Source organism: Amycolatopsis sp. NPDC033938 (assembly GCF_055575975.1).
In genome coordinates this window covers 485,291-512,074 of the sequence record NZ_JBVIRO010000002.1, presented here as the reverse complement: position 1 = coordinate 512,074, position 26,784 = coordinate 485,291, and the positions used below count along the sequence as shown (strand labels likewise).

Genomic DNA, 26,784 nt, shown 5'->3' with positions numbered 1-26,784 from the left:
GGTCGCCTTACCGCCGTATTCCGGTCCGCGGCAAGTTCCTGCCATCACCACCGGACGGGGCCGGTCTTCGCGGACTATCGGTGACGTGGCGACAATCATGGTGAAACGGCCGAGCCGTCGGCCCGCTCCGGAAATGCCTGCCGGCGAGCTGATCCTGCAGCCACCGCCGGAGATCCCGCCGCCGCCCGCGCGGCAGTGGACGCAGATCTTCATGGTGCTGCCGATGGTGGCGATGATGGCGGCGATGCTGCTGATGTACTCCGGCAGCATGACCGGGCAGCTCCGGTTCGTCATCTACGGTCTGATGGGCGTCGGCATGCTCGGCATGGTCGTCACCGGACTCCTGCAAGGCGGTGGTCCGAGCAAACGGGAAATGGCCTACGCGCGGCGAAAGTACCTGCGCCATCTGTCTCAGCATCGGTTGCGGCTGCGGCGTTCGGTGCGACGGCAGCGCGAGGCGATGGAGTACCTGCATCCGGATCCCGCCACGTTGTGGTCGTTGGCTTCGAGTTATCGGCTGTGGGAGCGGCGCAAGAACGACCAGGACTTCGGCGTCGCCCGGATCGGTCGAGGCCCGCAGGCTCCGACGCTCGCCCTGATCGCGCCCGACACCAAACCGCTCGAAGAGCTGGAACCGTTGTCGGCGCTGGCGTTGCGCCGGTTCATCACCACCTACACCACGGTGGGCAGGTTGCCGATCGCGATCGCGGTCAACGGCTTCAGCCGGATCTTCCTTCGCGGCGACCGCACAGCGTCACTCGGCGTCCTGCGTGCGCTGCTGGCGCAGCTGGTCACCTTGCACTCGCCCGACGACCTGCGCGTCGCGGTCTGCGTCGGCGAAGACCGGCGCGCCGACTGGGACTGGGTCAAATGGCTGCCGCACGCGCTGCATCCGGAACGTACCGACGCGCTCGGCCCGCTGCGCCTGGTCGCGGCCGGCATCCAGGGTCTGGAAGCGATGCTGGAGGAGGAACTTGTCAAACGTCCACGCTTCGACCCGGAGGTGGACGTTCGCGTTCCCGGTCCGCACGTGGTCGTCGTGCTGGACGGCGGATCGGTCGCGGGCTCAGACCACCTGATGACCGGCGGTGGCGTCGAAGGGGTGACAGTGGTCGACCTCACCACGATGCCGCCGCGCGCACTGGACCGGACCTCGGTGGTGCTGGCGGTGGACACCGACGGCGCGCTGGTCAGCGAAACCATCGACGGCGAAGCCCCGCTCGGGCAGGCGGATACGCTCGGCGAAGTAGCGACGGAAGGCCTGGCCAGGCAACTGGCTCCCCTTCGCCTGACGGCGGGCCTACGGGGCGAAGCCCCACTGACCTCGGAACTGGGCCTTGCCGAACTGCTGCAACTCGGGGACCCCTACGACTTCGACCCGGCCGACACCTGGCTGCCCCGGCCGAACCGGGACCGGCTGCGGGTGAAACTCGGTATCCAGGAGGACGGCACCCCGATCGAAATCGACCTGAAGGAGTCGGCCCAGGAAGGGATGGGGCCGCACGGGCTCCTTATCGGCGCCACCGGTTCCGGTAAATCCGAGCTGTTGCGGACGCTGGTGCTGGCGCTGGCGGTCACGCACCCGCCGAACTCGCTGAACTTCGCACTGGTCGACTTCAAGGGTGGAGCCACCTTCGCCCGGCTGGACGCGCTCCCGCACACCAGCGCGGTGATCACCAACCTGGCCGACGAACTGCATCTGGTCGACAGGATGACCGACGCGATCAACGGTGAGCTCATCCGCCGCCAGGAATTGTTGCGCGCGGCGGGGAGTTTCGCCTCGTTGCGCGACTACGAGAAGGCGCGGGCCGCCGGAGCTCCGCTGCCCGAAGTGCCGACCCTGCTGGTGATCTGCGACGAATTCTCGGAACTGCTGTCCGCCAAGCCCGATTTCATCGACATGTTCGTCCAGATCGGCCGCGTGGGCCGTTCGCTGGGGGTACACCTGCTGCTCGCCTCGCAACGGCTCGACGAGGGCAGGCTGCGCGGCCTTGAGGCCCATCTGTCCTATCGCGTCGGCTTGCGGACCTTCTCCGAAATGGACAGTCGTGCGGTACTCGGCGTCGCCGACGCGTTCCATCTGCCCCGAGCACCGGGGCACGGCTTCCTCAAGGTCGGCACCGAGCCGATGGATCGGTTCCGCGCCGCCTACGTGTCCGGCGTCTACCAGCGCGACACCGGGGTTCCGATGCCGTCGACCGGACGGGAACAGCTGGAACTGCACGAGTACACGACGTCGTATGTCGCTCCAGAGGTCGGCTTCGACGAAGAGGTGGAAGCCACCCCGGAGGAAGATGACACGGCCGTCGGCGAGACGCTCCTCGACATCCTGGTCGACCGGCTGGAAGGCCAGGGCACTCCCGCGCACCAGGTTTGGCTGCCGCCGCTGGACGAATCGCCGACCCTCGACGGGCTGCTGCCCGGTCTGCTCGTCCACCCCCGGCGCGGGCTGACCGCGGGCTCACCCGAGCAGGCGGGCGCGCTCCGGCCGACACTCGGCATCGTCGACCGGCCGTTCGAGCAGCGGCGCGATCCGCTGGTCCTCGACCTTTCCGGGGCAGCGGGCCACTTGATGGTGCTCGGTTCGCCGCAGACCGGCAAGAGTACCGCCCTGCGCACCCTGATCACCAGCCTCGCCCTCACCCACACCCCGCGTGAGGTGCAGTTCTACTGCCTGGACTTCGGTGGCGGCACGCTCGCTTCGATCAGCGGCCTGCCTCACGTCTCCGGCGTGTCCGGACGGCTCGACACCGGCGCGGTCCGCCGCACGGTCGCCGAGGTGGCCGCCCTGCTGTCCGAGCGGGAACGGATGTTCGCCGAACAGCGGATCGACGGCATCGTCACCTATCGGCGGCTCCGGGCCGAGGGCAAGTTCCCCGAAGACCCGCACGGCGACGTGTTCCTGATCGTCGACGGCTGGCTGACGCTGCGCAACGACTTCCCGGAACTGGAGGACATCGTGAACGACGTCACCGCGCGCGGCCTGTCCTTCGGCGTGCACGTGGTGGCCACGTGCACCCGCTCGTTCGATCTGCGGATGAACGTGCGGGACCTGTTCGCCAGCAGGCTCGAACTGAAGATCGGCGACCCGATCGACTCGGCCATCGACCGCCGCGCCGCGATGAGCGTGCCCTCCGGCGCGCCGGGCCGTGGGCTCGCGACGCAGGGGCACCAGATGCTGATCGCCCTGCCCCGGATCGACGGTAAGGCCGATCCGGACGACCTCGCCGATGGCCTGGCGGCCTTGGTCGAGGCGATCCGCGAGGCCTGGCCGGGTGAACCCGCGCCCTCGGTCCGCCTCCTGCCCCCTGTCTTGGGGTACGAGGAACTCCCCGAGACCGACGAACTCACCGGCGCGAACGCCGGGCTCACCGTCGGGATCCATGAAAAGGACCTCTCGCCGTTCCGGCTCGACTTCGCCGCGGACCCGCATTTCCTCCTGCTGGCCGACACGGAGTCCGGCAAGACCGCGTTCCTGCGCTTGCTCGCCCGACGGATCACCGGCGCCTACACTCCGGAGCAGGCGAAGATCGTGCTCATCGACCACCGGCGGGGTCTGCTCGGCGAAGTCGGGGACGAACACCTGCTCGCCTACGGCACCAGCGACACGCACAGCCGCGGTCTCATGACCGAACTGGCGGGGATCTTCGAACAACGGCTGCCCGGCCCCGACATCACGCCGGAGCAACTGCGGGCGCGCGACTGGTGGCAGGGCCCGGAGATCTTCGTGCTCGTCGACGACTACGACATGGTGGCCACGCACAAGGAACATCCGCTGCTCCCTCTGCTGAATCTGGTCGCGCACGGCTCGGACGTCGGACTGCACCTGGTGCTCGCCCGCCGGACGGGTGGTGCCGGCCGGGGGATCTTCGAACCGTTCTTCGGCCGGGTCAGGGAAGTCGGGGCACCCGGTCTGATGATGTCCGGGGACCGGGACGAAGGCCCGTTGCTCGGCGGGATGCGGGCGCAGGTGCTGCCGCCTGGCCGGGGCTGGCTGATCGACCGGCGCGGCACCAAGGGCCTGGTCCAGCTTGGCTGGCTGCCACCGACGGCGTAGGACCTGCCGGTTCCTGTCGCGGCGGCCCGCCGCGGCAGGGGAAGTGATTGCCTTTTCGACAAAGCCTCGAATTCGGGAGTGGAAAATGGGACTCGGCGATCTGACCGATGCCGATACGGCGGCGATGGAGGTGTTCTCACAACGGGTTCAGGCGATCGCGGCCGAACCCGTCGATTCCGCGCTACGGCGTGCCGTGGACCCGCCGTGCGCCAATGGCCTGGACTACTGCGACGACCTGGTCAACATGGACACCGTGATGACCAAGGAGCTCCAGAAGTTCATCACGGATGTCAAGTACGGGCTCACCGCCTACGCTTATTTCGTCCGCGAACGCGGCAAAGAATACTGCGAGGCCAGCGAAGACGCCAAGAAGAAGATCCTCGATGGAATCGCCGTCAGGCAGACGACCGGACTTCCCGAAATCGCGCGTGAGTTGCTGCCGCCGATGGACGGTTCGAAGTAGGGAGTGTTCACATGGCGTACGAAGGCTTGTCGGTCGACGACCTGTTCCGGAAGATCGAAGCGGAACTCCCGCACAGCACCAGGCTCGAAGACGCGGCCACGATGTGGGACAAGGGGCGCGAATGGATCGACGACAAGATCGCCCGATTCCGGGGTGAACTACAGGCTCTCCGCGATGAATGGCCTGACGACGCGGGTGATCTCTTCGTCGGACGGGCCGAAAAGGACCTCGAATCGTTGCGTACATGGACCCAGGCGACCACGGAGGTCATCAGCGGCTCACGGCCGATCAAGGGCGTCGCCAACGGACAGGAAGTATCGTTCGTCGGTTACGGCAGCGGAATCGTTCGCTCGGGTGTGGCCGGCTCCTTGCGCGTGCTGGCAGGGAACATCCGGACCACGTACAACAACGTGAAGCTGCTCCACGATGATTTCCATCAGAAATACGACGCCGACCCCAAGCTGAAAGGCCAGAACGAACCGCTCTACCGCGAGAGGATGGTCGCCCAGCTCACCGCGCTCGACGGCGAATACTTCACCATGAAAGCCCTGGTGCTTACCAACGCGCACGGCGCGGCGTGGACCGGCCCGCGGGCCATGCCCACGGACACCCCGTCCTCGACCGGCGACGGCATCGGCCCTACGGGAACCGGCACGAACGGAACCGGGGCGGGCGCAGGGACTCCCGCCGAACCCGCGACTCCGGTCGAACCCGAAACCCCCGCCACGCCGGAAACCCCTGAGAACAAGGAAACCCCGCAGTCCCTCATGAACGCCGCGTCCTCACTGCTGGACAGCGGTTCCCAGGCATTGGAGGCGGCGAGCGGGCTACTGCAACAGGTCGGCGGCACGGATATCGGCGGTGAACTCGGCCGTCTCGAACCAGGCAAGTTGTCCCCGCTGGCCCCCTTGCCCGATCCCCTGGGTTCCGTTGGCCTGCCGAGTGATTCTTCGGGACTTCCCAGTCTGGCGGGTCTCGACGCGGGCGCGGCCGGAATCGGTGGCGGGGGCGGCGGCGTTCCGTCGGCGCCAGGCTCGGTGCCGATGTCCGGCACGGCAGGCCTTGGTGCTTCGATGCCGGGAGCACCACTTCCCGGCGTCGGAACGACGGCAGGGGCCGCAGGCGCGTCACGCGCGGCGCCGGGCGGGATGGCGAGTCCGGGGATGATGCCCGCGATGCACTCGCCGCACGCAGGTGGCGCGAATTCGTCGAGCGGGATCCGGCCGGGAGCCGCCGAACAGGTCAACGCCGTCCGATCACGGAAACCCGACAGCACGCCGGGTGTGTCGCTGAGGGGCCGGACAGGGCGGGCCAACGCCGTCACGCCGCCACCCGCCGCCGAACGGCGCTGGGACGGCGAGAACACCGTCCAGTTGCTTGACGAGGAACTGTGGCAGGTCGGCCCGACCGGGCACGACGAACCGAAATACCGCACCGGACAGTAAAGGAGGGGGCTCATGCCCGATTACGTCGACGGTGATACCGAAGCGATGGCCGCCTACTCGGGACAGCTCAAAGCACCGGACATGCCCGGTTCGCTCGGCAGGCTGGGGAACGGCCTGAACGCGACCGGATTGTTCGAGGGGATCGCGATGTCCCTGCTGGACATGGCCGCGACCGCCGAGATGACAGCCTTCCTGACGAAGATCACCACGGATCTCGCGACGGATTCGACGAAGGTCAAGGCCATCGCCGGTGGCTACACGGCCGCCGACGCGGCGAGCGCGCTGACACTGGCCTCGTCGTCCTTCAAGATCGCACAACAGGGGTTGAGCCTGCTGCAACAGGCATCGAGCTCCATAAGCCAGGCCCCGAAGTCCACGAACGAACCCACTGAGGCACCTGGAGCCGACGGCTCGCAGGCGAGTGTCTAGGAGCCGACGATGATTCCCTATCAGCTTCTTCCCATCGAGATGCATTTCGAGATGGCTCGCGCCGAGGCAGGCAAGGCCCGGTCTCTGCTCGAGGCGGCGAACATGTGGACTGACGTGCGCCGCTGGATCGACACGACCACGGCGGAGCTCAGCACCCGTGTCCGCGAACTCACTCCTTATTGGACAGATGAAGCCGGGCGGCTGCACGAAGAGCAGGCTCAGCGGACCCTCGCCGAGCTGAAGTTCTGGGGTGACCGGATCGATCTGGCCAAACCCGCGGAGACGCTGACGACGCTCGCTTCCCACGTCACGACGACCGCGGCGGCGGTGGCAGGTTTCTACGCGGACTACCGCGTCGCCATGCTCACCCCGTTCGGCGCACCGGCGGCCTTCGCTCTCCAGCAGGCGTCAGGTATGAAAATGACCGAACTGGGCGGGCACTTCGACACCTCGATGCTCACCGTTTGCGCGGCCGCGGGCATTGAGTCCCCCGCCGACCTGGTGACATCGCAGGAAACCGGGTCGACGGAGGGGAACTCCCCGACCGATTTCCTCGCCGCCGCCGAGGCCGGGATGACCGCGCTCACCGAATTGCAGAGCCTCGCCGAGACGGCGGGTTCCCTGGGCGGTGGAACGGGCTCCGAACTCCCGGCTCTCGAGGGCCTGAACGGGGTGAACGGGCAAGACCCGTCCTCCGGGATATCGCTGGCCGGGCTCGCTCCTCTTCCCTCCACAGCCGGCTCACTCCCCTCGCTCGGCGGGTTGCCTGGCGGTTCCGGTGTTCCACCGATGCCGTCGGGCCTCCTCGGAGGCATCGGCGCGGCAGGGGGCTTCGGCGGTATGCCGACGGGTGCGAAGCCGGTCGCGGGGAAGCGGGCGCCCAGCCTGGCATCGGAAATCCAGCCTGGTGCGGCGACCCAGGCGGGAGCGAAGGCCGCCGGGACGGGGGTCCCGCCGATGATGTCGCCCCACGGCGGTGGCGGGCAGGCCACGGCGGGCACGCTGCGACCCGGCTCGCGCGAACAGCCGACGGGACGCAACGGATCGACCCGCAGGGCGTCGTCCGGGAAGAGCGACGGCGTTCCGGCGAAGTTGCGCGGCCGGGCCGCCAACGGCAATCCGGATGCCGGGTTCACCCTCGCGAGGGGTCGCCAGTCCGCTGAGTCGGAGTCGGGCTCGGTGCAGATGCTCGACGAAGACCTCTGGCGACCGAACTCCCGCTGAGCCCCAACGCCGTGAAGGCCTCCTTCCCTACTCTCAAGGTAGGGTTCCGGCAAAGTCGCATAAGTGCTGGTTGGCTGCACCTCTAGAGCGGGACAAGACGAACGCGTCGTGGTGGACACAGCGGGAGCGGGCCAACGCAAGGGGCCTCACCCGGGTCCGGACTGTCCATAAGGGACACTTTCCGAGACAAAAATGCCCGATTTGGGCATCTTGCACGGTTTCGCGAGGGGGTCGTGAGTGGCGTTTCGTGTTCTAGCCCGAATCGCCACTCACGACTCGGGCCGAGTCGGTGGTTTCGCGTGGCTGGATGGATGGCGCGTGTGATCAGACGGAGGACACGTGTGACTGGATGGATGACACGCGGGAGCGGCAGGTTTCGACACGCGTGTTCTCCGTTCACTCACGCGTGCCCTCCGTCGGATCACGCGTGTCGCCCGATGGCAGGTACCCAAGACACCAGTGGCCCTCACCCGAATCGCCACTCACGCCATTCCTCCGAAACCGCACCTGTAGCCCCGCGGCATCCAGAATCAGGCCTGCCCTACCTCGGCTCGCCCTTGATCAACGGAAGATCAGGGACGTTGAGTGTCCCTGATCTTCCGTTGATCAAGCTCTACCTCGACTTTGCCGGGACCCTGCTCTCAAGGTAGGGAAGGAGGCCTTCACGGCTTTCGGACGCTGCCCAGGTCCTCAGCCACCCAGGGTCTGGCGCCGCGCGGCGGCGGGGTCCAGGCTCGGTCCCTCAGGCAACCGCGCCACCAACCCGGCAGGAAGCCGGACGGGACGCGCCGAGGGGTACCCGAGCATCTTCAGTACGTCCGGCGAAGCCAGCGGATAGCGGCGCCCCATGTCGGTCACCACGGTGAGCGTCCCGGCGGGTGCCGAAGACGAAGGCATCGCCTCGACGACGATCGCGCTGCCCGGTGGCACGTGGACGCGGTCCGCCAGCGGGGTCCCGGACGCGGTCCGGCGGGCGGTGGTGGACATCGGATCCGCGGGCGGCAGTGCGGGATCGACGGTCAGCGAAGGCGCGGCGGCGTTGTCGCCGAAAGTGGCGCACACGGTGGCGTCCTGGTCGCGCAGGCGCGCGATCGCGGGCCGGGCGGGCGGCGCCGCGCCCGCATCGGCCTGGATCGGGTCCAGTTGCCGCGACATGGTCGCGAGCGAGGGCGGCAGCGGCACGGTTTTCGGTTCGGTGCCGGGATAGGCGGCCATCATCTGGGCGCTCGCGCGCTGGACGTCGTACTGCAGTTCGGTGATGGGCCGCAGGGCGTCTCGTTCGGCGAGGTAGTACTGCCGTCCATCGCCGGAGGTCTGCACCATCAGCAGCATCCCGTTCCGGATGTCGGTCCGGCCCGGCACCGCCGTGGACGCCTCACCCGCCGCGGCGACGGGAAGCGGGCCGATGGGCGCGCCTTCCGGGAGCACGTCGAGCCACGCCCGGCCGACGCGCGCCCACGGTTCGGCGGTGAGCGCGAGACCGGTGCCGACGGCGCCGTAGTCGTTGATCCGGTGCCGATGCCCGCGCCATACGACGAACCGGTCGCCGGTCGACGTCGATTCCACCAGCAACGCCTGGTCTCCCAGCTCCGCACCGCCGGACGGCGAGGCGCCCGCCAGCAGGACCGACTCCTCGATCCGGCTGCCTGCCAGATCGCTCGCGGGCGCGGAGCACAGCGACCACGGGCCGGTGAGCAGTTTTTCGGGTCCGGGCAAGGCGTCCGGCGCGTCGGCGATGCCGATCCGGGGCCCCCGCGGGACTCCGGCGAGTGAATCGCGTGAAACCCGTTCCGTGGTGCCGTGATCGCCGAGCAGAAGCAGCGCGGACGCGTAGTTCGCGACGGGATGCAGCCGCTCGCCGAGGTAGACGTAGCGGGTCCCGGTCTCCTTTTCCACGATCACCGCGGAATCCTTGCGCCAGGCGTTGTTCCCGCCCGGCACGATCATCCCGTACACCCCGACGCACGCCAGCGCCACGATCGCCAGCGCGACACTGGCGAAAGCGGCGCCGGACGGACGGCGGAACGGCGGCTGCTCCGGATCGGTCTCCCTGGTGACGAGCGCGGAAATCGCGCGCTGCACCATGAACTGGTACGCCTGCAGTTGGTCCCTTTTGGACGCCATGGTTTCAGCCCCCCAGTCCGCGCACGTAGCCGTACAGGCCGAGCACCGAACACGCCACCGGCACGATGGCGATCGTCACCAGGATTTCGAAGTACTCGGCGATCCGGCCGAGATACGGGTTCGCGGCGCGCGTGCTCAGCAGGACACCGGACGCGACCACGATGGCGGCCACCGCCAGCGACAGCGGTCCCGCCAGGACGAGCAGCAGCGAGCGGTCCGCCATGAGCGGCCCGGCCAGCAGGCATCCGGCGCCGAAGACCCCGGTCACCAGCACCAGCAGCCGTTGCCGCAGGATCGGATACAACCTCGCCCGTACCAGGAATCCGGCCGCGAGCAGGGCCACGAGGGCGACCGCGGCCTCGCTGTCGCTGCGGATCAACTGCAGCTGGCAGTACATGACGACGATGGCCGCACCGCCCAGCATCCCGGTGAGCAGCGCGTCCGCCCTCGCCACGGCGGCGTGCACCAGATCGAGCGGTGGCTGGGGATCGTCTCGGACGAGGTCGGCGGTCGAGCGCGGCAGCACCGGCATCGGCACCCGGCCGAGCCGCAGGGCCAGCGGCGCGAACGTGGTCGAGAGCACGAGCACGCCGCCGCCGATCACGGCCGCCGAACGATAGCCCGCCAGATCGTCGAACGTGGCCAGCCAGCCGCCGAGCACGCCGAGCAGGCCCACCGTCGCCGCGCCCGCGAACAGTTCCGGCGCGGCGGTCACCCCGAGGTGGCCGACGACGGCCGCGAGCAGCAGCGCCGCGCTCGCCAGCAGCAGGTGACCGGCGGACAGCGCGCCGAGGGGGTCATCGCCCGCGAGCAGCAGACCGCCACCGGTGAAGGCGAACGGAAGCGCGACGGCGGCGAGTACCGCACCGGCGCCCGCGTCGCGGAGCGCTCGCGCGAGCAGTACACCCGCGGCCAGCAACAGCGCGGAAACGGCGAGCGCCCACGCCGCCGGGGTCGTCCAGGGCGGACCGGCGCGCAGCACCGCGACCAGACCGAAGAGCACCGCGAGCGCACCGGCAGCCAGCCCGGCCTGCCGCGTATGCCGCGGCCCCCAGGCCTTGCCGGTGCGGCCGGAACCGGTGGCGATCGCGTCCACGAGATCGTCGTACTCGGGCTCCGGCCACTCGGCACGGCGCGGTGTCAGATGGAGGATCTCCCCGTCCCGGACCCGGTGCGCGCCCAGCGTCCGGTCCGGATCGAAAGCGGTACCGTCGGCGCGGCGCAACTGCCAGCCGCCGACGGCGACGCCGTCGTCCGCCATCCCTTCGCCCGCTCGCGCGAGCAGGCCCGGAAGGATTTCGGCGACGGACGCGTGTTCCGGCAGCGCCATGTCGACGCGCCGGTGCGGAGTGGTGATGGTGACCCTGACCAGGCCGGCAGTCTGCATGGGAAAAGGGTCTGCCAGCGACCGCTCCGGCGGGCCGCTTCGGCAGGAACCTGCCGCCGGGAAAGTACGCCGAAAGCGGCCTTCTTGCGCGACAATGGAGCCATGAGCATCGAGACAGGAGTCGGCGGACCGCGGCTGCTCGCGCAGGGCCCCGTCGCGACCGTCTACGCGGGGCGGGATCCCGCTACGGGCAACGACTTCGCGATCAAGATGTTCCCCGGTTCCTTCGACCGCGAGACCTCGGCGTGGCTCGAACGCGAACGCAAGGCGCTGGCCGCCGTGCGGTCGACGCGGTCGATCCTGCAGATCGACGACGTCATGGCCTATCCCGACGGCCGCAGCGGTGTCCGCCGCGAACTGTGCCCGGGTTCACTCGCCGGACTGCTGGATTCCGGTACCCGGCTGGGGGTTTCCGACGTGCTGGCCCTCGGCGCCGCGATCGCGTCGGCGCTCGCCGCGGCGCACGGAGCGGACGTCCTGCACGGCGGGATCAGCCCGCACAACGTGCTGTACCGCGCTTCCGGCGAGTTCGTGCTCGCCGATTTCTCGGTGGCGCTGCGGCGGCGGTTCCCGCGCGACCCGATGCACGCGGTCGAGTACACCGCGCCGGAAACCCTGCGCGACGACACGCTTTCCGCCGCCTCCGACCTTTATGGACTCGGTGCGGTGCTCTACACCGCCTTGACCGGCGCGCCGCCGTTCCCCCGGCACACCGGGCAGCAGCCAGGCGAACGGATCCTTCAGGTACTGCGGGAACCGGTGGCACCGATCCAGGACCCGAGCGTCCCGAGGGAACTTTCCGGCACCATCCTCCGGTTGCTGGCCAAGGAACCGGCCGACCGGCCGCAGGACGTGGCGTCGCTGGCCCGGCTGTTCACGAAGCTGCGTCAGCCGGGTGGCGAGGTCGTCACCGGAGAATCCGCTGACCTGCCAGGCGAAGAAGAGGAAGCCGACGTCGAATTCGACGACTTCGCCGAGGTTTCCCGGCCGGTCGCCGCCGCACCGGCCCCTCAACTCCAGCCCGTGCGGGTGGTGCAGGCCCCACCGGCGGGTGGCCGGACCCTGATCCGCGAGTTCAGCGGCCCACTCAAGCGGGAACGCCAAATCCCCTGGCGGCCCGTCGCGATGGCAGGCGCCGGAGTGCTGCTCGCCGGACTGGCCGTGGTGCCCTTGGTCCTCGGCCCGGCGGAGATCGGCGGACAGGCCGTCCCGCTGGCGGCCGCGATCCCGCCGCCGTCACCGGCTTCCGCACCGGCGCCGGACGTCAAGCTGGCGCTCGCCCCGCCGCAGGATCAGAGCGATCACGTCCAGCTGACCTGGACGGCGGAAGGGGAACTGGACTTCGTCGTGATCATGGCGGGCGAGCGGCTCGAGACGAAACAGCTCGTCGCGCACCGCCAGCGCGGCATGGACGTTCCGGTCGACCCGGCGCGCCGGTACTGCTTCCAGCTCAGGGCGACCGACGGCCGTCACGTCTACACCACCGACCCGGTCCCGATCCGCGGCGCCCGCTGCAATCCCTGACACGTCGGTAAGTCCGTGAAGGCCTCCTTCCCTACCCTCAAAGTAGGGAAGGAGGCCTTCACGGACTTACTCGCGCGTTCCCTTGCCTTTGACCGGCACCAGGGTCCGCGGCTCGAGTGCCGCCAGCACCCGAGCCGCGAACGGTCTGGTGGCCAGCCCCTTGCGCACCTCGCCGACCTCCTGCCAGGCCCGCCGGACGGCGCCGTCGCCGACCGGGACCCCGGACCACAGCGTCACGTCCAGCACCTTGGCCAGCCTGGCGACCGGCTCGCGGATCCCTTCGCCGGCGAGCGAACCCGCCGATTCCGCGAGATCGCGCGGGGTCATCCCGATCCGGAACGGCACGCCGTGTGCGCGCAACCGGTCGCGGATCTCGTCCCAGGCGCCGAGCACGCCCTCCTCGCCGGTCCGGCGGCGACGTCGGCGAGCGCGGACGGCCTTGGCCATCGGGACGCCGGCGAGCCAGCCGAGTCCTAAAAGGACGATCGCGGCGGCGAGCGCCACCCACCACCAGGCCGCGCCGGCGTCGGCGCTCTGGTCTTCGGGCGCGTCCGGCGGGGTGCCCGGCGGCAGCTGCGGCGGCCGCAGTTCCTGCTCGGCGGGCAGCTGTGCCCTCGCTTTGGCGACCGCCTTGCCGGGACCGGCCTGCTCCTGCCCCGCCCTGCCCGCGCCGGCGGTCGGGTCGAGCGCCACCCAGCCGGCGCCGTCGACCGCGACTTCGGGCCACGCCAGGACATCGCGGTTGCGGACGACGTTCATCCCGCCGTCGGTCTCCGCCGAACCGCGGAACCCGACGACCAGCCGCGCCGGGATACCGCTCATCCGTGCCAAGACCACGTACGCGGCGGCGAACTGTTCGCTCGTCCCCCGTTTGCTCTCCAGCAGGAAATTCCGCAACTGCGGCCAGCCGTGCCCGGTCGGCAGCTCCTCCTTGCCCACCGCGACCTGATAGTTCTTGCTGAGGAAACGCTCCAGCTGCAACGCGGACTGGAACGTCGGGCGCAGCCCACGCACGGCGTCCTTGGCCACCTGCTCGACCTCCGGCGGCACCGCACCGAGTCCGTCGAGACCACCCGGAGCCCGCGCGTCGACCTCCCCCGCGCCGAGGTCGACCTCGGGCGAGGACCAGTTGAGCCGGTAGTTCCGCGCCGGACCCGCCGACGGCGAGTCCATCAGCAACGTGCCCGCGTCCTGGTTCACCAACGGCGTCAGGCCGTCGACACCGGTGAGATCCGCGTGGCTCGGCAGCCAGGGTCCCGGCAGCCCGCGCACCCGCAGTTCGGCGGTGCCCACCGCACCGTCCGGCGCGCCGTCGAGGCCGGCGCCGAGCCGCCGGAACCGGGAATCGGCCAGCCAGTTCGCGCCGTCGAACCCGTTCAGCACGACCAACCGCCACTGATCGACAGGGAGGTCGCTGCGGTAGCGGAACACTTCCTCGTCCGGCCGGGTGAGCCGCTGGGCGATTTCGTCGAGCGGATTGCCGAGCCTGCTCCGCGGTGGCGGCGCGGCCTGGGTGTCCTTGAGCGTCAGCGGATCGCGGCCGGCCGGATCGAGTCCGGCGAGCGCGACGGCCCCCACGACGAGGGCGACCACAGTGGACAGTGCGGGCCAGACCGCCGATCCCGTCATCCGCCACGAGAACCGCGGTCCGCCGGGTGCCTTGTGCACCGCCGAGGTGCGACGGCTCGTCCACAGCAGAAGCCCGGCGGGTACCGCGTAGCCCAGTGCCGCCGCCACCGCGACGACGCCGGTCAACGCCTGATACGCCTGCGCGAGCCCGGCGACCGCCAGGCTCGGCACCAACGCCACCAGCGGTTTCTTCAGGCGCAGCACCAATTCCACGCCGAGTACGACGGCGAGCAGCACCGTCAGCGGGACGAACAGCAGTTGTTCCGGAACCGGCCGCGCCGGCCAGGTGGACTGCAGGGTGAGCTGCCAGCCCTCGGTGAATCCGCGCGCCACCCCCCGCAACGAAGCCGCCGTGGGCAGGAAGGCGAACGTGGTCGAGGTCAGCACCGTCTCGATCAAGCCGAGAATGCCGAGCAGCGCCACGAGCAAAGGCCGGTAGGGGGCCAGTTTCGGGAGCTTCGCGGTCAGTTCGACGCAGCCGTAGCCGACGACGGCGACCACGAGTACCGGCACGAGCAACGACTTGATGCCGAACACCGGCGCGAACAGCAGCCCGGCGACCGCGGTCGCGCCGAGGAGCCCGGCGACCGCGAGCCGGTCGAATCCCGCGCTCATGCCGTCCCCGCCAAGGAATTCCCCTTGGTCGAGTTCCACTGTGCTGCGGCACCGGCGGCGTCGACCGCGATGATCAGACCGCTGGAACCGGCCGACGGCCTGAGGTCACCGAGCCGGACCACCGTGTCGGGCTGCCAGCGCGCGGCGTGGCCGAGGTCGGCGTCCGGGCCGGTGATCACGACCAGCACCCCACCGGGGCGTTGAGCCGCGGCCAGCGCCGAGGGCAGCAGCGGCGCGTTGTCGGCGGCGTCCTGGGTGACGAGCGCGAGTTCGTCCAGCAACGTCCTCGCCGCGCGCACCCCGCTGTCGGTCAGGGTGTCGGCGCCCGTCGCGGTGATGAACCTGCAGTGCTGCCCGGCGGACGCCGACGCGTAGAACAGCGATGCGGCCACCTCCACGGCCTCCTCGAAAACGGCCGGGCTCATCGCCGAACGCCGCGTGTCGAGCACGGCGGTGAATCGCGGCTGAGCCGGATCGGCGTATTCGCGCACCATGAGCCGTCCGGTCCGGGCGCTCGCCTTCCAGTGCAGATGCCGGACCTCGTCGCCGACCACGTACTCGCGTACCGCGCGCAGATCGGCCGATCCACGCAGCGGTGGGTCGGTGATCGGGCCTTCGTGGTGATGCCGCGGATGGCCTGCCTGCGCCGGGCGCACGGCGTGCCGTCGCGGGTGGACCCACAACCACGCGGTTCCGCCGACGGTCTGATCACCGCGCGCGAGGTCGAACAGATCCGGCCGGTGCACCACGAGCGGGCCGACCCGCAGCTTTCCGCGAACCGTCGTCGGCAGCTCGTAGTGGTACGTCGCTTCCGTACCGGGGGCGAGCGGGCGGACACGCAGCCGATGCGTTTCGGCACCGATCCCGTCCCCCGCGGCGAATCCGCCATGCCGTCGCGGACCCGTGTTGCGCACGACGAGCGAAGCCAGCGCGGGCTTCCCGCGTTCGACGCGGTCCGGCTGGACGGTCCGGCCGATCTCCACCTTCGGCCGGAACCTGGTGGTGGCCAAGGCGATCAGCACCGCGCCCGCCGCGATCCCCGCGAAGGCACGGAAGAAGGTGTACCCGGCCAGCTCGCCGACGGCGTAGAACCCGGCGGCGAAGGCGAGCACGATGACGCCGCGGCGGGTGAGCCGCACGCCTACCGCCCCATCGCGGCCATGGGAGCCGCTGTCGCACCCAGGATTTCGTCGACGATCTCGGCGGTCCGCCGCTGGTTGAGTTCCGCGTCGGGCGTCAGCACGAGACGATGGTCGAGTACCGGATGCGCGACGTCCTTGACGTCGTCCGGGGTGACGAAATCGCGGCCGTAGGTGGCGCCGAGTGCCTGTGCCGCCCGGATCAGCGCGATACTGCCGCGCGGGCTCGCGCCGTAACGGACGTCCGGATGCGACCGGCTCGCCGCGGCGAGGCGGACCGCGTAGTTGACGATCTCCGGTGCCAGATGGGACTTCCGGACCTCGTCGATCACCCGCTGGACGTCGCCGATGCTCAGCACCGGCTTCAGTTCGTCCGGGGTCACCCCGGCGCAGTCCCCCATCACCACCCGCATCTCGGACTCGAGATCCGGGTAGCCGACGGAAATCCGCATGAGGAAGCGGTCCAGCTGCGCTTCGGGCAGCCGGTAGGTGCCTTCGAGCTCGATCGGGTTCTGCGTGGCCACCACGAGGAACGGCCGCGGCACGGCCTGGCCGACCGAATCGACGGTCACCCGGCGCTCGGCCATCACCTCCAGCAGCGCGGCCTGCGTTTTCGGGGTACCGCGGTTGATCTCGTCGGCCAGCACGACGTTGGCGAAGATCCCGCCGGGGTGGAACTGGAACCGCTCGTTGTTCTGGTGATAGACCATCACGCCGGTGATGTCGCCGGGCAGCAGGTCGGGGGTGAACTGGATGCGGTTCCAGCGGCCGCCGATGCTGGCGGCGAGGCAGCGCGCGATCGTCGTCTTCCCGACACCGGGCACGTCCTCCATCAGCAGATGCCCCTCGGCGAAGAGCGCCGCGACGGTGAGGCGGACGACTTCGGGCTTGCCGCGCACCACCGATTGCACGTTCTCGGCGATCTGCTCGTAGGCGACCCTGGGTGTGAGTGTCACAGAACTTCCTTGTCCTTCCGTCGGCGCAAGCCGACCAACGCTAGCGGGCCGAACCAGAACAGCGCGCCGCCGTTCATCGTCGGCACTCCCTGCCAGTTGTCAGACGCGGTGCCCGCGGAGGTCTTGATGGTGGCCGAGACCGGGATGGAGCCGATCCAGTTGACGTTCTGGATGGTCAGGGTCGCGGCTCCGGAGCAGGCCGTCGCCTCGGACTTCGTGCCCAAGAATTCCGCCTGACAGGTCGCGGACCCGCCCTTGCCGTCGGCTTTCACGGAAACGAGCAGCGAGCCGTCCTTGCTCCGTACACCGGTGATGGTGATCGTCGGCGGTCCCGTGGCCACCGCCACGGTGACCTTCTTGCTGCCGGCGGCTCCGGTGAGCGTGGGTCCCGAACCGAACTTCGTGACCGCGCGGACCGTGACGGTGGCCGTCCCGGTGATCCCGGTGAATTCCGTGGACGTGGTCGAAAGCGTGCGCTCTCCCTTGCCCGTGGCGCTCACCAGGTAGTGCACCAGCGTGCCGCCACGGAGGTCGGGTTTGGTCCAGCTCACCGAAACCTTCCCGTCGGCACCGGCGTTCGCGGTGACCACCGGGGCGCCTGCCGGTTTGCCCGCCGGCACCGGGGTGGCCCTGGCGCTGGCACCCGCTCCGATCCCGGCCGAATTCTCCGCGACCACGGTGATCACGTACGCGGTTCCGTTCGCCAGCCCGGAAACGGTGGCGGCACGCGCCGATCCACCGACCCGCATGGAGCCGCCGGGCCAGGTGAGCCGGTAGCCGGTGACCCGCGCGCCGTTGTCGGCGGCCGGGCTCCACGAGACCTTGATCGAACCGTCCCCGGCGGTCGCGCCCACGTTCCGCGGGGCTCCTGGCGGGGTCGCCTTGGCCACCGGTGGCGGGAGCACCTTCTTCGTGTTCGGCGGCGGCTGCTGGGGCTGCTGGGGTTGTTGCGGCTGCTGAGGCGGTGCTTCGTTGCCGGGCTGCGGCTCCGGATCGGCCGTCGGCTCGCCCGCGGTCTGGCTGTTGGCGGCCTTGTCGACGTCGACGTCGAGCACCCTGCCGTCCTCGCCGTTGACGACCAGCACGTGCGAGCCGTCGGAGCTGTCGACGTAGATCCGGTTGTCCTCACCCTTGGCCAACCGCGGTGGCGTGCCCTGGCCGGGCACCTTCGTGGTGGCCTTGAGCGTGCCGCCGCCGTCGTAGGTCAGCACCTCGCCGCGGGTTTCGTCGACCATGGCCACGACGTTCGACGACGAGAGCGGGCCGTTGAACCGGCTGCCCTTGGTCAGCTCGACCGAAATCGGTTTGGCGGACGGGCGGTCCTGGTCGAGGCCGCTGATGTCGATCAGGTGGAGCTGGTTGCGCTCCGGGTCGGCGATGGCCAGCCGGTCACCGACCGCGCTGTTGGCCACCTGCGCCGAGGGCGAAAGCTTGATGCCGAGGGGAAGGCCCTCCCCGAGCCCTCCCGGGCCGACGCGGTGGAGGCTGTCGCCGGTGGTGTCGAGCACGACGGGCCGGTCACCGACCAGTGTGAGCCCGCCGGTGTGTCCTTGCGGGAGATGCGCGGTGCAGGTCAGCACGGCGGCGCCCTTCGGCAGTTCGCAGAGGGAGCCGTTGTCGACGCGGTGCACCCACACCGTGCCGTCGGCGGTCGCGACCGGCCGGGACAGTGGCCCCCCTGCGGGCACCGTCGCGGTCGGGTCGCCGAGCCGCACGATCTGGCCGGCGTTGCGGTAGACCAGGTACGGGCCGCCCGCGATCTCCAGCACGAACGGCGTCTCCGGCGCGGGCGGCGGAGTGGACTCCTCCACGCTCAAGGTCGCCTTGTCGAACTCCGTGATGCGGTTCCGCTCGACGACGTAACCCGAATCGTCCCCCTGCACGACCTGGCTGTCGCGTTCGGCGCCGGGCACGCTCGCGCGCGCGTCGACGCGGTTGGTCGAGCCGTCGACGTGGAACGCCGACTGGGCGGCGTCGTTGTAGACCCAGTGACCGACCTGGACGAACTCCAGCCCGTCCGTGGTCGACGCCTGTCCCGTCACGGCCAGGCCGACCAGCGCCAGGCAGCCCGCGACCACCAGCGCCACGGCCGCCCGGGTCCGCGCCACCACGCTGAACCGCTTCGTGCCCTGCTCCTCGGTGTTCACGCGATCAAGCTAGAGACCGACCATGAAATTTCGATGAAACCGCCCGTCCCGGCCTTGGCGGCGCGTGTCATCGAAACCTCATGTTCGCCCGGCACGCTCAGGCGGACACTGTTTGAGGAGGCTCGACGATGTCCGATCCCGGCGCGGCCAGGACGGGCGGGCGGTTCACCGCGCCGCCCCCGCCGCTTCCCCGGCCGGCACCGGCCGCACCGCGGCCCGTCACCCTGCCGGACCCGCTCGCCTACGCCGCGCCCGACGCACGGGCCGCGGCGCGTGAGGCCGCGCTCGCCGCGCTGACGGCCGCTCGCCAGACCGGGCAACGGCCGCCCTGGCAGGCCGCTCCCGCTCCGGCGCACGGCGCGCCACCCCCGGCTCCGCACCCGAATCCACCCGCGCCCGCCCCGGTACGGCGTCCCGGCCACTTCGGCGGTATCGGCGTACCGCAGATCGTCTGCTGGCAACTCGTCCTCGTCGCGCTCGTCCTGGTGGCGGGGCGGCCATGGCCGCTGGCGGCGGCGGTGATCACCGCGGCGGTGGTGACCGTGGCGCTGACGGCGGTGCGGATTCGCGGACGCTGGCTCTACGAATGGCTCGGTTCGGCGTCGGGATACCTGACGCGCGACCGCGACCGGGATCTCCGGAACGCGGGCGAGGCCGGCCGGGCGTTGCTGCGCCTGTTGTCGCCCGAAGCGGCAGGGACCACCGGCGAGATCGGCGGCGAGACGGTGTTCATGGTCAGCCGCGCCGACGGGATCACCGCGGTGCTGCAACCGAAATCCGCCGCTCGCGATCGGCAGCTGCCGTCGCCGGAAACCTTGCTGCCGCCCGGCGAACAGGCTTTGGACGCCGCCGCGCAGGTCATCCAGCACGCCGGCGCGGACCGCTCGCGACCACCGCGCGGCTGGGTCGCGCTGCAGGCGCTGCGCACGGTCGACGTCCACCGTGACGCCGATGTGCGGCAGGCACTCGGGAACACGGTCCGGCGCGTGCGGCGGCAGCTCCGTCGCGACGGGCTGCCGGTGCGGGCGCTCGCCGAGAACGAGGTCCTCGGCGCGCTCGCGTCGCTGGCACACGTCACGGCGGGCCGGGCGCGGATCCGGGAGGAATGGCGGTTCTGGTACAGCGGCCCGATCTGCCAGGCGACGTTCCGGATCGAGGGCTGGGCCTCGTTGTCACCCGTGCTCGCGGCACAACTGTCGCGCCGCCTGCTCGCCGCCGCCCCGGGTGCCGCGGTGACCCTCGCCGTAACCGCGCGCCGGGGTGCCGCCGAGACCGAACCCCGGATCAGCGCGACGATCCGGGTCGCCGCCGCGGGGGACCGCGCGGTGGACCACGCGGTGCGGGACCTGGAACTCGCCGCCCGCCGGGCCGGGCTCACCCTGGACCGGCTCGACGGCAGGCACGCCAGGGGGGTGGCCGCCACGTTGCCGATCGGGGTCAGTTGAGGATGACGATCGCGACGTTGAGCGCGGTCGCGTAGCACGTCCAAGCGAGATAAGGCAGCAGCAGCACGGCCGAAACCCGGGAAGACCGGCGGAAGTGGAGCGCGGTGACGACGATGGCGACGTCGAGCAGGACGATGTCGGCCACCGCGAGGCCGTACGCACCGGCGGCGAAGAACAGCGGGGTCCACACGGCGTTCAGGACCAGTTGCACCACGTACCAGACCAGGCCCCGGCGCTCACCGCCGGATTTCCAGTACAGCCAGCCGGACACCGCGATACCGACGTACAGGACCGTCCACACCGGACCGAACAGCCAAGCGGGCGGCGCGAACGACGGCAGGTCAAGTCCACTGTAGACAGTACGCGCGTCGGCCGCGGCCAGCCCGCCGACGAGCGCGGCCACCGCGACCGCGGCCAGGAACGGCAGGAACGCCAGTGGCGCGCGGAATCGCTGGGGGATCGTGGTCATCCTCGGCTCCCGTCTCAGACGTGTTTTCGAGCGTACGGCGGCGGACAGGGTCTCGCGCGCTCAAAACTGGTCGCGTTCGCCCCGTGGCCGTCACTAAGGTCTTTTCGCGATGAGCGACGACACCTTCCTTGCCCACGTGGCCGACAGACTGGCCGCGCTGCCCTCCGTACACGCCGTCACCCTCGGCGGCTCACGGGCACAGAACACGCATGATCCCGGCAGCGACTGGGATTTCGCCGTCTACTACCGCGGTGACTTCGACCCGGCGGAGCTGCGCGCCGTCGGCTGGGACGGCGAGGTCTCCGAAATCGGCGCCTGGGGTGGCGGGGTGTTCAACGGCGGCGCCTGGCTGACGATCGACGGCAGGCACGCCGACGTCCACTACCGTGACCTCGACGTCGTCGAACACCAGCTCGCCGAAGCCCGGCAGGGCCGGTTCCACTGGGAGCCGTTGATGTTCCACCTCGCGGGTATCCCGAGTTACCTGGTGGTCGCCGAACTCGCCGTCAACCGGGTGCTGCGCGGTGACCTGCCGCGACCCGGCTACCCGGACGCGTTACGCGCGACGGCTCCGGCGATGTGGCGGGGCCGAGCGGAACTGACACTGCGCTACGCCCGGGGCGCCTTCGTCCCGCGAGGGCAGGCCACGGAGGTCGCGGGAGCGCTGGCCACCGCCGCCATGGAAACGGCGCACGCGGTACTGGCGGCTCGCGGCGAATGGGTCACCAACGAGAAACGGCTGCTGCGAAGGGCGGGTTTGCGCGAGATCGACGCGATCGTCGCAGGCCTGCGGCCTGACCCCGGCGTGCTCGCCCGAGCGGTGGACGAGGCGGAAGCGCTGTTCCAGGCCGTCAGCTGAGCTGTGGCGCGCGTCACGGAATGACCGGCGATCTTCAGCGCTACAGAGAGATGAGACCCGTTCTTACCCAAGGGAGTGACATGTCCGCCACCGCCACGCCGGAAGAAACCGCTCTGGCCGTCCCCGCACTCGACGACTTCGACTTCCCGCTCACCGACGGCGCCGCTTGCCGCATCGACGACCCCGACTGCGAAGCCTGCCAGTAAGTCCCACGGAAGTTCGTGAAGGCCCCTCCCCTACCGGCATCGCACCTCTTCGTCAGGGCGCAGGCCGACGTCCATGAAGGAATTGGGACGTTGAGTGTCCCAATTCCTTCATGGACGCGGGGTCACACCCGTCCCGCCCGGACGCGCGTGAAGGCCCCCTTCCCTCGGCTGAGCCGAGGGAAGGGGGCCTTCACGCGCGTAGGGATCGCCAGCCGCCCTTAAGAAACGGCGACCGGGTGGATCACGATGTCGTCGAGCCGCGTACGGGCGTGGATCTTCACCTGCTCGTCGAACCGGCCGTGGTCCTGGACGGGCAGGGTGCTGCGCACGGTCCCCTTCGTGCTCTTCGCGTCCACCAAGGCGGAGCTGCCTTCGCTGACGCCGACCTCGATGCCGCCTCCGGCGTTCGTCAGGTTCGCCTGCCCGCGGGTCAGCCTGCCGATCCGGATCGGGCAATCGCCTGTGGTGGCGAGGACGTCGCCCTCGGCGTGATCGATGTCGAAGCCGCCGCCGGAGCCGCCGAGTTCGACGTCGGAGAAGGCGTGGCCGATCCAGACCTTTCCGGTCGAGCCTTCGTACTTGACGACGCCGCCGACCTCGCCGATCCGCACCCCGGCCGAGCCGCCTTCGATGTCGGCGGTTCCGGCGATGTGCCCGATCTCGACCTCTCCGGTGGCGAGGTGCGCCCGCAGCGCGGAGACGCGGTCGAGCCGGATCCGGCCGGACGAGGTGTTCAGCTCGCAGTCGCCGAGCAGGCCCTCGGCGTGTACGTCGGTGGTCGCCGAGTTCAGGATCAGCCTGGAACCGGCTGGCACCTCGATCGTGATGGCGACGGAACCGTTCTTGTCGCCCGATTTGGTCGTCTTGATCGAAAGTTCGCCGTCGGAGAAGGCGACCTTGGTGCCCTCGGCGACCTTCACGTTCGACTTGTTCGTGCCGTCGACGGGCTCGACGTGCACCACCGTGTCCGATCGCTCGCTCGCGGCGACGCGGACCCGCGCCCCGGCGGTGGTCAGGGTGGCGGTGATCGGTTCCGGCGTGGTGAAAACGGTCATGACGGTGTCCCCTTGTCGTGTGATCCCTTTGCCGCTCAAGGAATTCCTGTGCGGCGGTTCGTTGTGACCACATTCGCCGACCGGACTGACACCGGGCTGACACGACACTGACACCGGGGACTCACGGCGAGGACTGGCGATCCCGCCGGCTGTCGACGGCGTTCCGCCGGACCTGATCGGTATGCGCGCCGATTTCCCCGAGCCGTTCGGCGAAGCCGGTGTGCTCGCGGGGAAGATGGGCGCGCAGATCGGCCAGCGGCGCCAGGAGACCGGTCACGTCGTTCTCGCCGAGTGCCGTGCTGAGCCTGTCGGCGCTCTCCCTGGCCCGGCCGTTCAACCCGTCCAGCGCGCCCGCCTGCCCGGCCAGTTGCCGCAGGATGGCCGAGTTACGCCGGGCCCACTCCGCCACCGCGCGATCGCCCGCCCGCCGCTCACGTTCGGCGTCGACCCGGGCCTCGCCCGTGTTCTCCCCGGTCGCCGACGGCCGCAACCGCAGGAAACGGCGCTCCGCCGCCTGACGGCTGGCGACTCCGAGCGCGGGCGCGATCGCGGTCCAGCTGGTCCCGCTCGCCCTGGCGGCCGCGATCAGCTCCGGCTCCCACGCGGCCAGTTCTTCGCGCACCGCGCGCAACGTGGTCAAGGCCGCCAGCAGCCGGTCCGGTTCCGTGGGGCCGGATCGGGCGTCGGCGACGACGTCGTGCACGGTGCGCACCATCCGTGCCGGGTCTGCGTCCATAGTTGTCATCCAATCGACGACTCGATGGTTGTCATCGTTTCGATGACATGTTAGAACAGTAGTGCGTGTTGACACCAGAGACAGTGACTCCAGGAGGTGGAACCCGATGTTGATGCGCACCGACCCGTTCCGTGAGCTGGACCGCCTGACCCAGCAGATGTTCGGCGCCGCTACCCCGGGAACGTGGTCCAAGCCGGCCACGATGCCGATGGACGCCTACCGCGACGGGGAAGAGTTCGTCGTCTGCTTCGACCTTCCCGGCGTCACCGCCGACGCGATCGAGCTGGACATCGAACGCAACGTCCTGACGGTCAAGGCGGAACGGCGGCCGACCCCCGGCAAAGACGTGCAGATGCAGGTTTCCGAACGCCCGCTGGGTGTGTTCTCCCGTCAGCTGTTCCTCGGCGACGCCCTCGACACCGAGCGCATCGCGGCCGACTACCAGGCAGGTGTGCTGACCCTGCGCATCCCGATCGCCGAGAAGGCCAAGCCCCGGCGCATCGAGATCACCGGCGCCGACACCGACCGCAAGGAGATCCAGGCCTGAGCATGCCGTCCGGTCCGGGGCCGCCGCGCCCCGGACCGGACGGCCGAGGAAGGAAAGGGCAGCTCGTTGACCGCCACGCTCACCATGCCGGTCCGCAACCCCCACCCCGCCCTCGACGCCGTGTGGGGATACCTCGCCGAAGTCACCGGCGCACTCGGTGTCGGCCTCGAATCCTGCACCGTCGACCACGACAGCCCCGTCTCGGCCTACGTCGCGCTCGACGAGCGGCTCCCCGGCCACCCCGACCGCGACGTCGCCCTGCTGTGGGACGAAATCCGCGGCTGGGCCGCGGCGATCGAGACCCACTCCGGCGAGGACCTGATCATCCTCCGCTACCTCGGCGGGAAGACCGTCGTCCCGCCGCCCGCGCGGATCTCGAGGTTCGTCAAGGCCTTGCGCGAAGACGACCACGGCCTCGGTCAGCTCACACCGCCGTCGCTGCGCACGGCGTCCGGTCTGGCCGACCTCCAAACCGTTCTCGACAGGCGCGCATGCCCGGTGTAGAGGTGGCCGGATGACCTGTTCGCGGGCGGGCGTGGATAAGCGAGGCTCAAGCCTCGGAGCCGTCGAGCCGACGGCGCAGCTCGTGCAGGGTCTTCGTGAGCAACCGGGAGACGTGCATCTGGGAAATGCCGATCCGCTCGGCGATCTGCGACTGGGTCAGACCGTCGAAGAAGCGCATCGTGACGATCGCCCGCTCCCGTTCCGGCAGCCGGTTCAGCAGCGGGACCACGGTGTGGCGATCCTCGATGAGTTCGAAGCGCGAATCCAGCTCCCCCACCACGTCGGACAGCGGAACCGAACCTTCGCCGTCGTTGACGGGCCGGTCCAGCGACGACGTCTGGTAGCTGTTCGCGGCGAGCAGGCCTTCGCGGACGGTATCGACGTCGAGGTCGAGGTGCCCGGCGAGTTCGGTGGGTGTCGGCGCCCGGCCGAGAATCTGGGTGAGTTCCGTGGTTCCCCGCGACAGCCGGGTGCGCAGTTCCTGCATCCCGCGCGGGACGTGCACCGCCCAGCCGGTGTCGCGGAAGAAGCGCCGTACTTCACCCATCACCGTCGGCACCGCGTAGGCCAGGAACTCCCCGCCCTGCGCGGGATCGAACCGGTCCACGGCCTTCAGCAGCCCGACCCGAGCCACCTGCACGAGATCTTCCCTCGGCTGGCCGCGGCCGCTGAACCGCACGGCGATGTGTTCGGCGATCGGCAGTAGTTCGAGGATGAGCCGTTCGCGAAGTTCCCCCCGCCGCGGGTCATCGGCGGGCAAGGCCGCCAGTTCGTCGAACAGGGGGCGGCAATGTGAGTAGTCGTCACTTCGCCGCGTCCGACGGCTCGCCGGGCCGCGAGGCGCGGGCAGCGGCGGTTCCTCTCGCAGAATGGGTTCGACGAGTTCCTCCATCAGGGACGGCATGTTCATCGGTCCCTTCGTCCCATGTGGACACGCGCGGGCCCCAGGCGCACCCCGGTGCTCAACGCCGGCATGGATCCACTCCCATCGTCTTCGTCTTCCTCGTAATACCCGGAGGAAGAGCCCGGCAAACACCCGCACGGCGGCACCCTGGGCGGGTGACGTCACGGTTTGCCGGTCAGCCGAGGGGGTATCCGCAGGTCAAGACGAAGGAGGAGTGATGCCGGAACAGAGCTGGAGCGACAAGCGAGAACGGCAGTACAAGCACATCAAGTCCTCGCAGAAGAAGCGTGGGGCGAGCACTGACCGGGCCGAGGAGATCGCCGCGCGGACGGTCAACAAGAACCGTGCGCAGTCCGGGGAATCCCGCACCGCGAGCAAGAGTTCGACGCGGGACACCTCACCGCAGAAACGTGGCGGCAAGCGCTCCGGCAACCGCCAAGGCCCTGGCGGCCCGACGAAGGACCAGCTTTACAACGAGGCCAAGAAGCGCAACATCAAGGGCCGCTCCAGCATGACCAAGAAGGAACTGCAGAACGCCTTGGGCCGCTGAATCCCTTACTCGGCCATCGTCAAGGTCGCCAACAGGCCGGTGAGTTCGATGGCCCGTCGTACGACCTTCGACGGCCTGATACTCAGCGCGATACCCGACTCCGTGCAGTAGCGGTTCGTCTGGACCAGCACCGACAGGCCCGAGGAGTCGCAGAAACCCACGGCGGTCATGTCGATCACCACCGCGCTGGGCCGGTTTTCCAGCAGGTCACGGATCTGGGTGCGAAGACGAGGGCTGGTCGCGGCATCGACGTCGCCGGCGACCTCGATGGTGATGGCATCGTGCGGATGTTCCGTCGCGGTCACGGCGAGTGGTGCGGGCTGCGCGGCCTCGGTGTCGAATGCCATTCCACGACGGTAAAAGCCCCGTG

23 protein-coding genes are annotated in these 26,784 nt (G+C 69.9%); 12 read left to right on the top strand and 11 right to left on the bottom strand.

The window, feature by feature from the left end; all coding sequences use genetic code 11:
- Positions 1-85 precede the first annotated feature (85 nt).
- The 5 genes from eccCa (at position 86) to ACZ5ZX_RS09150 (ending at position 7,618) form a co-directional block, all read left to right on the top strand.
- Positions 86-4,057, top strand: a complete 3,972-nt coding sequence (gene eccCa, locus ACZ5ZX_RS09170; RefSeq protein WP_465501469.1) for a type VII secretion protein EccCa — start codon at positions 86-88, stop codon at positions 4,055-4,057.
- Between the two features lie 85 nt (positions 4,058-4,142).
- Complete coding sequence (locus ACZ5ZX_RS09165) at positions 4,143-4,520, top strand: hypothetical protein (protein WP_465501468.1); 378 nt, start codon at positions 4,143-4,145, stop codon at positions 4,518-4,520.
- An 11-nt stretch (positions 4,521-4,531) separates the two neighbouring features.
- Positions 4,532-5,965, top strand: coding sequence for a hypothetical protein (locus ACZ5ZX_RS09160; RefSeq protein ID WP_465501467.1), 1,434 nt, complete (start codon positions 4,532-4,534; stop codon positions 5,963-5,965).
- Between the two features lie 12 nt (positions 5,966-5,977).
- Positions 5,978-6,394 (top strand): hypothetical protein, encoded by a 417-nt coding sequence (locus ACZ5ZX_RS09155; protein WP_465501466.1) that lies wholly within the window; start codon positions 5,978-5,980, stop codon positions 6,392-6,394.
- A gap of 9 nt (positions 6,395-6,403) precedes the next feature.
- Positions 6,404-7,618: a hypothetical protein gene (locus tag ACZ5ZX_RS09150; protein WP_465501465.1), complete on the top strand. Its 1,215-nt coding sequence runs from the start codon at positions 6,404-6,406 to the stop codon at positions 7,616-7,618.
- 690 nt (positions 7,619-8,308) lie between these two features.
- On the opposite strand, the gene eccB is transcribed toward ACZ5ZX_RS09150, so the two are convergent.
- Both eccB and eccD read right to left on the bottom strand, forming a co-directional pair.
- Positions 8,309-9,742 (bottom strand): type VII secretion protein EccB, encoded by a 1,434-nt coding sequence (gene eccB, locus ACZ5ZX_RS09145; protein ID WP_465501464.1) that lies wholly within the window; start codon positions 9,740-9,742, stop codon positions 8,309-8,311.
- 4 nt (positions 9,743-9,746) lie between these two features.
- Positions 9,747-11,129 carry a type VII secretion integral membrane protein EccD gene (gene eccD / locus ACZ5ZX_RS09140; protein ID WP_465501463.1) on the bottom strand — a complete coding sequence of 461 codons (1,383 nt, stop codon included), beginning with the start codon at positions 11,127-11,129 and terminating at the stop codon, positions 9,747-9,749.
- Between the two features lie 102 nt (positions 11,130-11,231).
- On the opposite strand from eccD, the gene ACZ5ZX_RS09135 reads away from it, so the two are divergent.
- Positions 11,232-12,653 (top strand): serine/threonine protein kinase, encoded by a 1,422-nt coding sequence (locus ACZ5ZX_RS09135; protein WP_465501462.1) that lies wholly within the window; start codon positions 11,232-11,234, stop codon positions 12,651-12,653.
- A 66-nt stretch (positions 12,654-12,719) separates the two neighbouring features.
- Here ACZ5ZX_RS09135 and ACZ5ZX_RS09130 read toward each other — a convergent pair whose 3' ends face one another.
- Genes ACZ5ZX_RS09130 through ACZ5ZX_RS09115 form a run of 4 tightly spaced genes read right to left on the bottom strand, consistent with a single transcriptional unit; the run spans position 12,720 to position 19,139 of the window.
- Positions 12,720-14,897: a transglutaminase TgpA family protein gene (locus tag ACZ5ZX_RS09130; protein WP_465501461.1), complete on the bottom strand. Its 2,178-nt coding sequence runs from the start codon at positions 14,895-14,897 to the stop codon at positions 12,720-12,722.
- Positions 14,894-16,036 (bottom strand): DUF58 domain-containing protein, encoded by a 1,143-nt coding sequence (locus ACZ5ZX_RS09125; RefSeq protein WP_465501460.1) that lies wholly within the window; start codon positions 16,034-16,036, stop codon positions 14,894-14,896. Before ACZ5ZX_RS09125 ends, ACZ5ZX_RS09130 begins: the two co-directional genes overlap by 4 nt.
- Positions 16,037-16,038: 2 nt before the next feature.
- Positions 16,039-16,992 carry an AAA family ATPase gene (locus ACZ5ZX_RS09120; protein WP_465501459.1) on the bottom strand — a complete coding sequence of 318 codons (954 nt, stop codon included), beginning with the start codon at positions 16,990-16,992 and terminating at the stop codon, positions 16,039-16,041.
- Positions 16,989-19,139, bottom strand: a complete 2,151-nt coding sequence (locus tag ACZ5ZX_RS09115) for a fibronectin type III domain-containing protein (protein ID WP_465501458.1) — start codon at positions 19,137-19,139, stop codon at positions 16,989-16,991. The genes ACZ5ZX_RS09120 and ACZ5ZX_RS09115 overlap by 4 nt, the downstream gene beginning before the upstream one ends.
- Before the next feature lie 128 nt (positions 19,140-19,267).
- Here ACZ5ZX_RS09115 and ACZ5ZX_RS09110 point away from each other — a divergent pair, with 128 nt between their 5' ends.
- Positions 19,268-20,584, top strand: a complete 1,317-nt coding sequence (locus tag ACZ5ZX_RS09110) for a type VII secretion protein EccE (RefSeq protein WP_465501457.1) — start codon at positions 19,268-19,270, stop codon at positions 20,582-20,584.
- Here ACZ5ZX_RS09110 and ACZ5ZX_RS09105 read toward each other — a convergent pair.
- Positions 20,577-21,053, bottom strand: coding sequence for a TspO/MBR family protein (locus ACZ5ZX_RS09105; RefSeq protein ID WP_465501456.1), 477 nt, complete (start codon positions 21,051-21,053; stop codon positions 20,577-20,579). The genes ACZ5ZX_RS09110 and ACZ5ZX_RS09105 overlap by 8 nt on opposite strands.
- A gap of 109 nt (positions 21,054-21,162) precedes the next feature.
- Between ACZ5ZX_RS09105 and ACZ5ZX_RS09100 the strand changes: the two genes are divergently transcribed.
- On the top strand, positions 21,163-21,912 hold the full coding sequence (locus ACZ5ZX_RS09100) for a nucleotidyltransferase domain-containing protein (protein ID WP_465501455.1): 750 nt from the start codon (positions 21,163-21,165) through the stop codon (positions 21,910-21,912).
- A gap of 80 nt (positions 21,913-21,992) precedes the next feature.
- Positions 21,993-22,118 (top strand): hypothetical protein, encoded by a 126-nt coding sequence (locus tag ACZ5ZX_RS09095; protein WP_007031507.1) that lies wholly within the window; start codon positions 21,993-21,995, stop codon positions 22,116-22,118.
- Positions 22,119-22,336: 218 nt separating this feature from the next.
- Here ACZ5ZX_RS09095 and ACZ5ZX_RS09090 read toward each other — a convergent pair whose 3' ends face one another.
- Together ACZ5ZX_RS09090 and ACZ5ZX_RS09085 are read right to left on the bottom strand one after the other, a co-directional pair.
- A complete protein-coding gene (locus ACZ5ZX_RS09090; protein ID WP_465501454.1) occupies positions 22,337-23,173 on the bottom strand; it encodes a DUF4097 family beta strand repeat-containing protein in 837 nt (278 codons plus the stop codon).
- 121 nt (positions 23,174-23,294) lie between these two features.
- Entirely contained in the window at positions 23,295-23,909 is a 615-nt protein-coding gene (locus tag ACZ5ZX_RS09085) for an HSP18 transcriptional regulator (protein WP_465501453.1), read from the bottom strand.
- Positions 23,910-24,015: 106 nt separating this feature from the next.
- Between ACZ5ZX_RS09085 and ACZ5ZX_RS09080 the strand changes: the two genes are divergently transcribed.
- Both ACZ5ZX_RS09080 and ACZ5ZX_RS09075 read left to right on the top strand, forming a co-directional pair.
- Positions 24,016-24,456: an Hsp20/alpha crystallin family protein gene (locus ACZ5ZX_RS09080; RefSeq protein ID WP_465501452.1), complete on the top strand. Its 441-nt coding sequence runs from the start codon at positions 24,016-24,018 to the stop codon at positions 24,454-24,456.
- A 66-nt stretch (positions 24,457-24,522) separates the two neighbouring features.
- Positions 24,523-24,960: a DUF6292 family protein gene (locus ACZ5ZX_RS09075; RefSeq protein ID WP_465501451.1), complete on the top strand. Its 438-nt coding sequence runs from the start codon at positions 24,523-24,525 to the stop codon at positions 24,958-24,960.
- 46 nt (positions 24,961-25,006) lie between these two features.
- Here the strand turns inward: ACZ5ZX_RS09075 and ACZ5ZX_RS09070 are convergent, their stop codons facing one another.
- Positions 25,007-25,870 carry a SigB/SigF/SigG family RNA polymerase sigma factor gene (locus tag ACZ5ZX_RS09070; protein WP_465501450.1) on the bottom strand — a complete coding sequence of 288 codons (864 nt, stop codon included), beginning with the start codon at positions 25,868-25,870 and terminating at the stop codon, positions 25,007-25,009.
- Positions 25,871-26,081: 211 nt separating this feature from the next.
- On the opposite strand from ACZ5ZX_RS09070, the gene ACZ5ZX_RS09065 reads away from it, so the two are divergent.
- Positions 26,082-26,414: a plasmid stabilization protein gene (locus ACZ5ZX_RS09065; protein WP_465501449.1), complete on the top strand. Its 333-nt coding sequence runs from the start codon at positions 26,082-26,084 to the stop codon at positions 26,412-26,414.
- Between the two features lie 5 nt (positions 26,415-26,419).
- On the opposite strand, the gene ACZ5ZX_RS09060 is transcribed toward ACZ5ZX_RS09065, so the two are convergent.
- Positions 26,420-26,761, bottom strand: a complete 342-nt coding sequence (locus ACZ5ZX_RS09060) for an STAS domain-containing protein (protein WP_465501448.1) — start codon at positions 26,759-26,761, stop codon at positions 26,420-26,422.
- Positions 26,762-26,784: the final 23 nt, after the last annotated feature.